Annotated in this window: 13 protein-coding genes; 3 read left to right on the top strand and 10 right to left on the bottom strand. The window is 39.5% G+C overall.

Features of this window, described 5'->3' with window-relative positions:
* Nucleotides 1-43 precede the first annotated feature (43 nt).
* Nucleotides 44-487 (bottom strand): YlbF/YmcA family competence regulator, encoded by a 444-nt coding sequence (locus BMW30_RS00420; protein ID WP_091472684.1) that lies wholly within the window; start codon nt 485-487, stop codon nt 44-46.
* Nucleotides 488-620: 133 nt separating this feature from the next.
* Between BMW30_RS00420 and BMW30_RS00415 the strand changes: the two genes are divergently transcribed.
* The gene (locus BMW30_RS00415; protein ID WP_091472682.1) at nt 621-980 is read left to right on the top strand and encodes a YugN family protein; all 360 of its coding nucleotides are present in this window, start codon (nt 621-623) and stop codon (nt 978-980) included.
* A gap of 821 nt (nt 981-1,801) precedes the next feature.
* Here the strand turns inward: BMW30_RS00415 and BMW30_RS00410 are convergent.
* The 7 genes from BMW30_RS00410 to cyoE form a co-directional block, all read right to left on the bottom strand.
* Nucleotides 1,802-2,266, bottom strand: a complete 465-nt coding sequence (locus BMW30_RS00410; RefSeq protein WP_091472681.1) for a DUF420 domain-containing protein — start codon at nt 2,264-2,266, stop codon at nt 1,802-1,804.
* Between the two features lie 29 nt (nt 2,267-2,295).
* A complete protein-coding gene (gene ctaG / locus BMW30_RS00405) occupies nt 2,296-3,249 on the bottom strand; it encodes a cytochrome c oxidase assembly factor CtaG (RefSeq protein ID WP_091472678.1) in 954 nt (317 codons plus the stop codon).
* Between the two features lie 151 nt (nt 3,250-3,400).
* Complete coding sequence (locus BMW30_RS00400; protein ID WP_091472676.1) at nt 3,401-3,751, bottom strand: cytochrome C oxidase subunit IV family protein; 351 nt, start codon at nt 3,749-3,751, stop codon at nt 3,401-3,403.
* Nucleotide 3,752: 1 nt separating this feature from the next.
* Nucleotides 3,753-4,379, bottom strand: a complete 627-nt coding sequence (locus BMW30_RS00395; protein WP_091472674.1) for a cytochrome (ubi)quinol oxidase subunit III — start codon at nt 4,377-4,379, stop codon at nt 3,753-3,755.
* Nucleotides 4,379-6,301 carry a cytochrome c oxidase subunit I gene (locus BMW30_RS00390; RefSeq protein WP_091472673.1) on the bottom strand — a complete coding sequence of 641 codons (1,923 nt, stop codon included), beginning with the start codon at nt 6,299-6,301 and terminating at the stop codon, nt 4,379-4,381. Before BMW30_RS00390 ends, BMW30_RS00395 begins: the two co-directional genes overlap by 1 nt.
* The gene (gene coxB, locus BMW30_RS00385) at nt 6,301-7,452 is read right to left on the bottom strand and encodes a cytochrome c oxidase subunit II (RefSeq protein WP_091472670.1); all 1,152 of its coding nucleotides are present in this window, start codon (nt 7,450-7,452) and stop codon (nt 6,301-6,303) included. The genes BMW30_RS00390 and coxB overlap by 1 nt, the downstream gene beginning before the upstream one ends.
* 36 nt (nt 7,453-7,488) lie before the next feature.
* Nucleotides 7,489-8,403: a heme o synthase gene (gene cyoE / locus BMW30_RS00380; protein ID WP_091472667.1), complete on the bottom strand. Its 915-nt coding sequence runs from the start codon at nt 8,401-8,403 to the stop codon at nt 7,489-7,491.
* 310 nt (nt 8,404-8,713) lie between these two features.
* Between cyoE and BMW30_RS00375 the strand changes: the two genes are divergently transcribed.
* Nucleotides 8,714-9,616: a COX15/CtaA family protein gene (locus BMW30_RS00375; protein WP_281242134.1), complete on the top strand. Its 903-nt coding sequence runs from the start codon at nt 8,714-8,716 to the stop codon at nt 9,614-9,616.
* Nucleotides 9,617-9,654: 38 nt separating this feature from the next.
* On the opposite strand, the gene BMW30_RS00370 is transcribed toward BMW30_RS00375, so the two are convergent.
* Together BMW30_RS00370 and BMW30_RS00365 are read right to left on the bottom strand one after the other, a co-directional pair.
* The gene (locus BMW30_RS00370) at nt 9,655-10,824 is read right to left on the bottom strand and encodes an FtsW/RodA/SpoVE family cell cycle protein (RefSeq protein WP_180366164.1); all 1,170 of its coding nucleotides are present in this window, start codon (nt 10,822-10,824) and stop codon (nt 9,655-9,657) included.
* A gap of 65 nt (nt 10,825-10,889) precedes the next feature.
* Nucleotides 10,890-11,210, bottom strand: coding sequence for an Fpa/YlaN family protein (locus BMW30_RS00365; protein ID WP_091472654.1), 321 nt, complete (start codon nt 11,208-11,210; stop codon nt 10,890-10,892).
* 196 nt (nt 11,211-11,406) lie between these two features.
* Here BMW30_RS00365 and BMW30_RS00360 point away from each other — a divergent pair, with 196 nt between their 5' ends.
* Nucleotides 11,407-11,892: a hypothetical protein gene (locus BMW30_RS00360; RefSeq protein WP_091472651.1), complete on the top strand. Its 486-nt coding sequence runs from the start codon at nt 11,407-11,409 to the stop codon at nt 11,890-11,892.
* Nucleotides 11,893-12,124 lie beyond the last annotated feature (232 nt).

Genomic DNA, 12,124 nt, shown 5'->3' with positions numbered 1-12,124 from the left:
TAAAAAACATTTGACCAGAGATTTTTGGTCAAATGTTTTTATTTTAGCTTGCTGTCGAACACCCACAACTTCCACCGGTGCTACACCCGCCGCCAGTTCCAACTGCAAACAATGGATTTGAACTGACTATATTGACGTGTTGACTAATCCCAATACCAGCTTCATACAATACAGTATCCAGCATGGTTTGAAGTTGGAATTCCGCACGTCTAAACTCTATGACTGATTCGTTCATATCTAAAGTCTTTTTCGCTTTGTTTAATGCGCGACGCTTCTCAGAAAAATCTGGGTGATACTTACCGAAACGTGAAACCTCTTCAAAGTCTTCCTTTAAACGATTGAATGCTATTATAAGTGCTTGCGCATTTTTATCTTGTTCGAGAATGATGGACTGCTTTACAAAATTAACGTAAGGCTCTGACTGTTTGATTTTGTCGATAATGACATCAATTTGATCAAGTATTTCTATAGTTTCTGTCGTATTCATCGCATTCACCTCTTAATAATATGGTATCATAATATTGAAGTGTATAGTAAACCAATTCAAAGTTGTAATGATGATTGCAACGGCAACGAATTTGTCATAAAATTATATTGATATTGATTAAGGAGGAAGACACATGATTTTTGAAAAATCAGGTATTGAATTGCTTGTTGTACCACAAGCAGTTTTACACAACACCATGAACAAACATGGCCTTGTACTTGGTGGTCATTGGGACTACGAACGCATGACATTCGACTTTAAATACGAAGTGCCAGAAGGTATTTACTATTTAAGATTCCCTGCATATTCAATCGAAGGTGATGTTGGCGCACGCGCTGCAACATTACAATTGATGGAACCATACATGGGTAAACACTACTATCCAACAGGTATTGAATACGGTGAAGACGAGCACTTCCCAGACCGCATTGTCGATCATGCCGTACAAAAAATCCGCGACATCCATGCGGATCTATCTACACTACGTGTATAATTTAATTTGAGGTTGGCTCTACCACAACGCATTGAGTTGCGTTGTGGTTTTTTGTTTGTTTTGAGGATAAAGAGCTGGGTTAACCTGGGGTTGTTGATTTGAGATTGATTTGCGTTCCAATGAGAGTAGCTCACTGACGCGCAGATTGATCTGCGTTCCAATGGAACTGGCTCACTGACTCGCAGATTGGTTTGCGTTCCAATGAAACTTCCTCACTGACACGCAGATTGATCTGCGTTCCAATGAAACTCGCTCACTGACACGCAGATTGATCTGCGTTCCAATGAAACTTGCTCACTGACACGCAGATTGATTTGCGTTCCAATGAAACTTGCTCACTGACGCGCAGATTGATCTGCGTTTCAATGAAACTTGCTCACTGACACGAAAATGAAACATCTGCCAATTCACGCTATATTTTCTGTCTGAATTGGCAAGAATGAAAGAATGCTGCCAATTCAAGTCACTTTTTAAGTTTGAATTGGCACTCGAGAACCCATTCGTGCTCACTCACAACGATTTTACAGCCTGAGTAAGCACGAAACTAAAATCCATGCTAACTCACCCTACTATTACAGCCTGAGTAAGCACGAAACTAAAATCCATGCTAACTCACCCTACTATTACAGCCTGAGTAAGCACGAAACTAAAATCCATGCTAACTCACCCTACTATTACAGCCTGAGTAAGCATAGCACCCACATAATCCTCAGGCTCACCCAAAAACACTAGAAAAAACAGGTCCATCCCAGACTACATAATCAAACCAACAAAAAACCACCCCGAAGGCTCAGAGCTCCGGCGGTGGTTCTAATCAAAATCTAGTTATTAAATATTGCATCCCACATCGATACGGTTTCGCCTGTGTAAAGTACATAGAGGAGTACGTAGACAATGACGCCTGTCAATGCTGTGAACATCCACATAATGTAAACGATGCGTCCCAATTTTCGGTGACGTGCGATTTTCTTTGGATCTTTCTTGTTCATTCCTAAGTAGATTTGGTAACCACCGACAAATGCACTTGTCGTCGCCAAAACAATATGGAAGATTAAAAATGTCGTATAATACGGTACGAGTTCTTCTGGTCCACCAAATGAAGTATTTCCTGCAAGTGCTGTACGTGAAACATAGAGGATAAAAAATCCAATTGCTGACCATGCTGCGTACTTCATAAATCTTTCGTGATTTGGAATATCATTTTTTCTAATATGATTAATCCCGATTGTCATAAAAATTGCACTGAGTACAATTAATGACGTACAAATCGTTGGAATAATTGGCATGATCATTTCTCCTAAATTTTAAAATAATCTTAACGATATAACTTCTCGAGTTCTCTTTGTTTTTGTACACGTTCTAAATCTTTACGTGTTGTTTCTTCCGGATTGCTACGCTCTTCTCTAAACCATCTGACAAAGATATAAACTAACATTGCACTGAAGAATACTTCTTGTAAGATCTTCATGATGACGCCACCTGTTTGTTGGTCAGCGAGCGTTGTTGAGTTTAAGAAATATTGTGGTCCACTTAATGCACTAGACCCTTCTAGTCCATTCAAGACACCGACCGGTACACATAATTCCATCGCTTTTAACCAAGCATCGCCATCTGTATATGATGCATACATTGGAGTCGTTGCAAAAATGATAAGTCCACATGCTGGTGTGAGCAACATTCCGATTCCGAAAATATATAGTATTTTCCACAATCCACCCATATGTACTTCTTGTGGTTCAACTTTATTAAACATTGGGTACCACATGAGCAACGCTAAAATAAATAATAGAACTTCAAAGCTTGTATGCATCGTTGGCTCTGTCTTTAAGAAATCAAGTACAACGGGAATATGGTATACCGAAAATACGCCGACAAATAAAATTAAAGCTAGCAATGGTTTTTTACCAATTTTAAACACTTGCTTTGCAATCGGTAATTTCACAAATGCTTTCTGTAAATAGTCAGGTATCGCAAAATACATCATCGGTGCCATCAACAAATAAACAAACGCCATCTGTACCATGTGAAAACTAAATGATATGTGCGCTAAAATGTTGACTGGTGATCCTTTCATCGCATATAAAATAATCATTGCTGCGACGAAGAACACGCCTTCCGATACTTTTAACGGGCGTCCGCCTTCGATATCTTTATACCACAATTTAGTTAATAGAAAATAAACAACGATAAAAAATACAATTAATGCGAGTAAAAAAGGACTCCAGTTTGCAACAAAACCGAAAATTCGGATTGATGATAAATTTTCCATTAATAAAACTTCCTTTAATTCAGATAATACTATTATATGAATTTTTTGGTATATATACAATCTTTCTTCATGACAATCTTGTGAATCATCAAAAAAGAGGCCAGTAAGCACTGGCCTCTAAATACTCTAAATTTAATAATTCTCTAACATCTTATACTGAACCGATTGGTAGACCGATCCAAACAATAAGCACGTAGCACAGTACGAATGCAATTGCGAAGTACATACCGACAAGCATGAATAATCGGATGAATCCATGTCCTTTATCCTTCATGTGCATGAAGTAGTAGAACTGCAAGATGACCTGTACCAATGCCATGACAATGACTGCCGCTGTAATTATCAACGGATCAAGTTCTAATGCAACCATAGCAAATGCTGCGAATGTTAAGAAAATCATTAATGAGAACGATGTTACATGGTGTCTCATTTCAATTTTACGCTCTAGTTTACGTTGTTTTAACTGGACGTCTGTTAATGGTTTTTGATTTAACTCTGCCATATTAAATTACCCCCAATAAGTAAACGATTGAGAAGATAAATACCCAAACAACGTCGATAAAGTGCCAATAAAGTGCAGCTGTGTTAACTTTAGCAGCTGTGTAAACACTCAGACCGCGTCGCGCATTTCTTAAGATTAACAATGTAATCCATACTAAACCAACTGCAACGTGGAAACCGTGCGTACCAAGTAAGAAGTAGAATGCACTTGCAAATGCGCTTGATCTAAAGGTATGTCCGAGCTCCACAAAGTGACTAAACTCATATATCTCTAACGCAAGGAATCCAGCACCAAGTAGCACAGTAACGATTAACCAAATTTGCATTTTCGCAAAGTTATTGTTTCTCATATGATAAACAGCGTACACACTCGTTAGTGATGATGTTAATAAGAACATCGTCATAACGAAAGCAAGTTCTAGTTGGAACAAATCATATGTTAACAAGTGATCATCACTTGGCACAGAGTTTTCTAACGCCAAGTATGTTGCAAAGAGTGATGCGAATAAAACTGTCTCACCGCCAAGGAACACCCAGAAACCAAGCTGTTTGTTTTTACCTTCTAGCGTCGCGCGTTCGGGATGGTCCGGCCATTGATTATCTGGAACATTATATCTCATTTCAGCCATTAGTTCGCACCCCTTTCTTCTTCTAGAGCCGCTAAGTCACGTTCAAGCTCCTCTTTCTTCACGTAATACCCTAAATCATCTTTCCATGAACGTACACCCATAGAAATGAATGTGATTGCTAATCCAGCAATTAATACGTAAAGTGCCCAATCATGAACTGGCATGTTACTTACTGCGTTAATTGCCCAATCTTTACCAGATGCAAAGTACAATGCACCGAATCCTGTAACAAATAAACCGAATGACATAACAAATGGAATGAATGAATTATTCGGCATATGGAAATCATCTAATGGTTCAGATGGAATCATTTCACCGTTGTTTTCTTCTTTCTCAATTTGGTATGCGTCTAGACCACGAATAAGTGGTATTTGTGCAAAGTTGTAATAAGGTACTGGTAGTGGCAATGACCATTCTAACGTACGGCCGTCACCCCATGGATCCTTACCAACTCTTTCGTTACGGACAATTGTCATCACGATGTTATACGCAAGTATAAGTGTTGCAACTGCCATGAGCACTGCCCCAATGGTTGAAACCATGTTGGCTAAGTTGTAACCCTGACCGTCTAAGTAAGTGAATACACGACGTGGCATACCCCATAGACCTAACCAGTGTTGGATTAAGAATGTTAAATGGAAACCAGTGAAGAATAACCAGAATGTCCATTTACCTAATCTTTCATTTAGCATTGTATTAAACATTAATGGCCAGTATAGGTGTAACCCGGCTAATATTGCGAATACCGTACCACCAACAATAACGTAGTGGAAGTGTGCAACGACGAAATATGTGTCGTGGAACTGGTAGTCAGCCGGCACTGTTGCAAGCATGATACCCGTTACCCCACCCATCGTAAATGATGGTATGAACGCAAGTGCGTAAAGCATCGGGGTTGTGAATTTAATACTACCGCCCCAAATAGTTAGAATCCAGTTGAATATTTTAATACCGGTTGGTATAGCGATCGCCATCGTTGCAACACCGAAGATTGCGTTCGCAGTTGCACCTAAACCAGTTGTAAACATGTGGTGTGCCCAAACCATGAAACCGAAGAAACCGATGAGCACTGTTGCGAATACCATTGATGAATAACCGAATAGTCGTTTTCTCGCAAATATTGAGAAGATCTCTGAGAAAATACCGAATGCCGGTAAAATCAAGATATACACTTCAGGGTGTCCGAAGATCCAGAAGAAGTGTTCCCAAATTATTGTGTTACCACCCGCTTCGACTATAAAGAAGTTTGAACCGAACATGCGGTCAAAAATCAGTAAGAATAAAGCAATTGTTAATGGTGGGAATGCGAATACGATCAACACAGCAGCAACTAAAGTTGTCCATGTCATCAGCGGCATTCTCATAAATGTCATACCTGGTGCACGCATTGTAATAATTGTTGTAACGAAGTTAATACCCGTCATCAACGTACCGGCACCTGTTATCTGTAAACCGAGGGCGTAGAAGTCTACACCGTGTCCTGGTGAATCAATTGCAAGTGAAGCGTAAGATGTCCAACCTGCATCTGGTGCGCCACCTAAGAACCAAGAAAGGTTAAGGAAGACACCACCAAAGAAGAATACCCAGAAACCTAAAGCGTTCAAGAACGGGAATGCAACATCTCGCGCACCAATTTGTAATGGTACGACCGCGTTCATAAATGCGATTAAGAGTGGCATTGCCGCCAGGAAGATCATCGTTGTACCGTGCATCGTGATGACTTGGTTAAACATACCAGCGCTAAGGAAATCATTGTTCGGTACAGCTAACTGAATACGGATAAGCATTGCTTCTAAACCACCGAGTAGGAAGAAGAATCCACCACCCATTAGGTATAAAATCGCAATTTTCTTATGGTCAACCGTCGTTAAATAATCCCAAATCACTGACCAAGCACTTCTTTTTTGAGCAGTTGCTGCCATTATTCTTCTCCTCCTTCCTCAGTGTCTTCATCTTCTGAACCAGATTCTCTCAACGCTTCAATTTCTGAAACATCGCCAGAACCTTCTTTAACAGAAAGTTCCATTAAATATGCGGCAACTTTCTCAATTTCTTCTTCTGTTAGATCATATGTGCCTGACATTAAGTTACCAGGCTTTAAGCTTTCTGGATCACTAATCCAAGCTTTTAAGTTTTCTTCGTTATGTTCTAAATAACCAGCAATAAGATGTCTGTCACCAAAGTTCGTCAAGTTTGGTCCTGGCGCACCAGCGTTGCCACCTTGAGATACTGCGTGACATGCAATACAAGAGTTATTGAAGATTTCTTGACCTTCAATTGCATCATCAGCACTTGCTTCAAGCGGCTCTTCCATCGTTTTCATATCTGCTAACCATTGGTTGTATTCATCCATTGGTAATGCGTTAACTTTGAAGTCCATAAGCGCGTGAGATGGTCCACATAACTCCGCACACTTACCGTAGAATAAACGGTCAGCTTCCTGAGCTTTATCGTCATCGAATACGAGATAGAAGTGGTTGATACCATCGATGTTCGTATCAAGTTTACCACCAGCTGCTGGAATCCAGAATGAGTGTTTAACATCTGTACCCTGTAGTGTGAAATACACTTGTGTATCTGTTGGAACAACTAGGTCTTGTGATGTTACAACACCTTCGTTCGGATATTCAAACTCCCACCAATATTGATATGCACGTACATTGATGACGATTTCATCTTCAGCAATTTGCCCGTCTTGACTGATCGCCGATGAAACGTCTGCTTGTTTAAAAACTAAGTATACTGTCGGAATCGCAAGAATAATAATGAGGATAATCGGAATCGTTGTCCAGATAACTTCTAACGTATGGTTTCCTGCAACTTGCTTCGGTTTGAAGTCCTCTCCGAGTTTACTTCTACGACTTTTAACAACTGCAATCGTAAACATAATTACAACGACTACGACTACTAGAGTCATGATTGCAACTGATAACATCATGAGGTCAAACTGTTCTTGACCAACTTCACCTGCTGGAATTAATGTACTCAGCTCAGGCTGTCCACATGCGGCTAGAAAAACTAACATAAAAGTCATCAAGCCGACCAGTTTGGTATTTTTAAATCTATTTCTCATCTCTTAATAACCTACCTTTCGTTTGTTGCCCTATTATTAAATTAACAGTGCCGCTACAATCATCATTACAAAGAAAATGATAATGTAATTTAATGAAAAAATAAATACCTTCATTGCGTATTTATTATAATTCTCAACAGTTTTGAATCCATTGAGTGCAATGTATAACCAAACAATATTGAGAATTGTCGTTAGGACGACAAACCATATGCCCAGTTTAAACATCAAAAGTGGAGTTAGTGCAAGGATCACAATCCACATCACTATTGATTTCTGTGTTCGAGCATTTCCTTTAACCGATGGTAACATCGGCACACCTGCTAGACTATACTCATCGCTACGCTTGATAGCTAAGGCATAGAAATGAGGTGGCTGCCATGCAAACATCATCAGAAACATTGCTATTGGCAATATGTGAATACTTGGATCAATCGCTGCCCATCCGATTAGCGGTGGCATCGAACCGGGAAGTGCTCCAATCACAGTATTGCTGACATAGTGACGCTTCGTATAAATGGAATACAACACAACGTAGCCAAACGCTGCAAGTAAACCAAGAATACCTGTCGTAATATTGATAAAGAACAGTAACACAAGTCCAATAATCGTCAGACTAAATCCGATTGCTAAAATCTGCTGCCCTGTAAACGTGCCATCAATACTCGGTCTGTTCTGCTTCGACTTCATAACGCTGTCGATGTCTCGGTCGTAGTAATTGTTGATTGCACACACACCACCGATAACTAGCATCGTTCCGACAACCATGACAAGTAATGTAATAATATTTTCAAAAAATGAAAGACCGTGAATCATGACTGCTAAAAATCCAGCAGCAAAAGCAGGGATCAAATTCGCTTTGATTATACCGTCCTTGAGCAACGCCCGTATACTGGCAATATCAATATTTTTTTTACCATGATGTACATTTGCTTCATATACATCCTCTCGCATCTATACGCCCCCTTTCAATTTGGTCATTTATCTTAATTCTAATGTATCTAGCAAACTTTTTCTACTCTTTCTCAAAGTTTTTATTTTTATTTGTATAGAAAATAGTAAAAAAGATACAAAACAATGACAATATTCTGTAAAGACGTGTTAATCATTGAATAAATGTTATAATATATTCAAACTTTCACTCTTTTGTGTAACAATCTTCTATTATAATTACACTAGAATAGATACATACTAAATAGTACCATATATCCGTGTAGAAGGAACATTCCTATACATGAAAGTATCTTTCATATCATTAATTGAGGTGTCCCCATTGTATAAACGTTTAAAAATAATTGCAGTAATTACAACGGTCATGATGATCTTTGTACAGATTGGTGGCGCACTCGTCACAAAAACAGAGTCAGGTGAAGGCTGTGGAACTTCGTGGCCGCTCTGTCACGGACAGCTCATTCCAAGTGAATGGCCAATCGATACGATAATAGAAATCGCCCATCGTGGTGTCAGCGGCATCGCTATCATTTTGGTTTTAATTTTCTGTTATATGGCTTGGAAACAAATGTCGCATAAAAAAGAAACACGTTTTCTTATTTACATGAGTATCGGATTTATTTTAGCTCAAGCATTAATCGGTGCTGCTGCAGTTGTATGGGGTCAAAACGACTTTGCACTTGCTGCACACTTTGGTATTTCATTAATCAGTTTCTCGTCAGTATTTCTATTGACGTTGCTCGTTTTCGAAATCGACCAAAAATTCGATGCACGTCGCTTACGTATACATAGCTTTTTACGCAATCAGATCTTTTACGTGACGATTTACATCTATTTCGTCATATATACCGGCGCACTTGTGCGTCACACTGGTTCAGAACTCGCTTGTACGGTATGGCCACATTGTCAGCCCGGCCGCATTATACCGATTAATTTCTTTGAATGGGTGCAGATGAGTCACAGATTGTTCGCTGGAATATTAATTATCTGGTTAATTTTTATCGTTATCCATGTGTTCCGACACTACAGCCAATATCGCGTACTCATTTATGGTTGGGGTGCGATTGGCATAATGATTTTACTGCAAGCCTTGACTGGTGCACTGATGATTTTCACTCAAGTGAACTTAATCATCGCGTTGTTACACGCGCTCTTTATCACGTTGACTTTCGCAGTGCTATGTTACTACATCATGTTAATCACTCGAGCAAGATGATAAAAATCCCGTATGCTAATTTTCTAGCATGCGGGATTTTATTTTAGTTCATGTTTTCGGATTTCTTTAATGATGACCAAGGCGATTCCAAATGCGATTGAAAAACTTAAGTATGACGAACCACCTGCACTGATGAGCGGCAATGGAACACCTGTCAATGGGATCACTTTAGAAATACCACCGAGGTTTAAGAAAATTTGAGCAGCAAAGTAAATAGCGACACCTGCGAGTACGATACGGTAAAACATGACTTGTGTACGCAGCGCGTAAAACAATAACTTGAAGACGAGTATCATGAATAGTCCGATAACTGTTAGCACGCCGATTAGTCCAAACTCCTCAGCGAGCACTGCAAAGATAAAGTCCGTATGCGCTTCTGGTAAGTAACCGAGTTTCATAATACCATCACCAATGCCACTACCCGTAAATCCACCTCTAGAAATCGCAATCAATGAATTCGTAATTTGATAGCCTTGGAAAAGTGGATCTTCAAACGGGTTTAAAAATGTTTGGATTCGTCCCATTTGATATGTATCAAGCAGTTGACCCGTCCGTAAATAATTGACACCAAGTATTGCTGCTATCGCTGCTGCACCGGCACCGATAATCGATGCAATATATTTAAATGGTATGCCTGAGAACATGATGATTGCTCCGACGATCGCAATAATAATTGCCCCAGTACCGAAATCTTGGAATACGACCGAAGCTGTTAAAATAACGATGACGACTGCTGGTCCGTAAAATTGATCTATCGAGCTGAGATTATTTCGCCGCGAATGGAACACCTGTGCTAAATATAAAATCACAACGATTTTAACAAATTCAGATGGCTGTATTCCCATACTGCCGAAATATATCCAGTTCTTTTCACCGTTCACTTCTGTACCAAAAAAGAACGTGTATAAAATAATGAATATACTGAAGAGTACCATCACCATTTGAAAGTTACTGCTTTGTAGCAAGCTCGGTCGAATGAAGTTGTATATGATTGCAATAATAATTAAACCAAGCGTCACAAATATCAGTTGACGTATTAAATAATGGTCTGGCGTTGCGTCAAGCAGACGTTGTGAAGGGACCATACTCGCACTATAAATCACAACCAAACCAATCAAACTGAGTACTATGTATACTAATACTAATAATAAATCGAGCTGTTTTATATGTGTTTTAAATCGTGTAAACCACTGATTGATTCGTCCCAAACTATCACCTCCATTTAAAAAAGTCCAAAGACTCACCGCTTTAGACTCCAGACTACTCACACTATTTATTTTTTCAACAACCGTGACACATTATAGTTGGGTTGTTTTCTATCCGTTGCCATGTATGCTTCGTGAACTTCTGAAACCTTTTGTTCGAGTTCATCCAATATTGCACGTCCGTGGTCTTTATCGATAAGGCCAAGTTTGACTGCAAAAGAAATCTCCTTTGAAAGCCCGAACATTTGAGTATCCAACACTTCCTCAAAAACCGGACATTGGGGTGCTGTCAAATTGTCCATTTGGACTTTAATTAATTGGATGATGGCATTCGCATCTTTCTCTAGCTGTTCAACCGCTTGGACTTTTAACGATTCACTCTTCAACATCGCCTCACCCCTCCCTAAACTCTCTTAAATTTTATATTACACCATATTAAAATGCAAGTAATGACATGCCTTCAGGGGCAATGGAATTGTAAGAAAGTGTGATTTGACGCATACCTTTAGTTTGGTGCATTGTTATTTGATGGAAGTGTTCCGTCTGTTACAATTAAAGCATATTGACACAAAGGAGTAAGGAACAATGATTATACAAGTTCAGGGAAATGTAGCGTTTAAAATTACATTAGATCCATCAACATGGATTTTTGATGATCGTAAAATAGATATATCAGGTGAAAACCTATCTGCAGAAGACATCACATTTGATGACGCGCGCGAATGGAATCGTTCCATCATTGAAGGTGCATCAAAACCACCCACTTTAAAAACTGAAAAACAATATAAAAGTAAGAAAGAAGCATTAACAACCGGCACATTCGCGATTCCTTTGGCACCGTTTTTAGAATACACAGAACCGAATGCTGGTGAAGACGCAGTGATTGTGTTCACAGATAGCCTGACGGGTGATTCGGTTGAGATTCCATATGCTACGCGTGCGAACCTCTTCGCCTACTTCTGTAAAGAAGGCAAGCGCCTGCACGAAGATGGCATGTTTGATTTGTTGTTTATTGATGCAGATCGCGTAGAAACAGCGTTGGTGCACGTGGATGGGATTGAGATTAGATAGAATTTTAAATTTTTGGAGTGGTGGGCGGATCTTCGGATCTGCTTTTTTTTGTTTGTATTTTTGGGAGTAGTTTTTTGTGGTCGGGTTTTTGTGGCAGGGTTTTTGTGGGGTTCTAGGGGTGGCTCGGGGTTATCGTAACTCTGTCGATTCTCATTGGGATGGTAGAGCCTCTTGCTCGACTCTGTCGATTCTCATTGGCATGGTAGAGCCTCTTACTCGACTCTGTCGATTC

Origin of the sequence: Aliicoccus persicus (assembly GCF_900110815.1) — a bacterium.
Lineage (GTDB): Bacteria > Bacillota > Bacilli > Staphylococcales > Salinicoccaceae > Aliicoccus > Aliicoccus persicus.
This window is presented reverse-complemented; position numbering and strand designations above follow the sequence as displayed.

Excerpts from the sequence above, each read along its gene's own strand:
- BMW30_RS00420 (WP_091472684.1), bottom strand. The coding sequence starts at position 487 with ATGAATACGACAGAAACTATAGAAATACTTGATCAAATTGATGTCATT.
- BMW30_RS00390 (WP_091472673.1), bottom strand. The coding sequence starts at position 6,301 with ATGGCAGCAACTGCTCAAAAAAGAAGTGCTTGGTCAGTGATTTGGGAT.
- BMW30_RS00395 (WP_091472674.1), bottom strand. The coding sequence starts at position 4,379 with ATGGCTGAAATGAGATATAATGTTCCAGATAATCAATGGCCGGACCAT.
- BMW30_RS00400 (WP_091472676.1), bottom strand. The coding sequence starts at position 3,751 with ATGGCAGAGTTAAATCAAAAACCATTAACAGACGTCCAGTTAAAACAA.
- BMW30_RS00410 (WP_091472681.1), bottom strand. The coding sequence starts at position 2,266 with ATGCCAATTATTCCAACGATTTGTACGTCATTAATTGTACTCAGTGCA.
- BMW30_RS00360 (WP_091472651.1), top strand. The coding sequence starts at position 11,407 with ATGATTATACAAGTTCAGGGAAATGTAGCGTTTAAAATTACATTAGAT.
- BMW30_RS00365 (WP_091472654.1), bottom strand. The coding sequence starts at position 11,210 with ATGTTGAAGAGTGAATCGTTAAAAGTCCAAGCGGTTGAACAGCTAGAG.
- cyoE (WP_091472667.1), bottom strand. The coding sequence starts at position 8,403 with ATGCGAGAGGATGTATATGAAGCAAATGTACATCATGGTAAAAAAAAT.
- coxB (WP_091472670.1), bottom strand. The coding sequence starts at position 7,452 with ATGAGAAATAGATTTAAAAATACCAAACTGGTCGGCTTGATGACTTTT.
- ctaG (WP_091472678.1), bottom strand. The coding sequence starts at position 3,249 with ATGGAAAATTTATCATCAATCCGAATTTTCGGTTTTGTTGCAAACTGG.
- BMW30_RS00415 (WP_091472682.1), top strand. The coding sequence starts at position 621 with ATGATTTTTGAAAAATCAGGTATTGAATTGCTTGTTGTACCACAAGCA.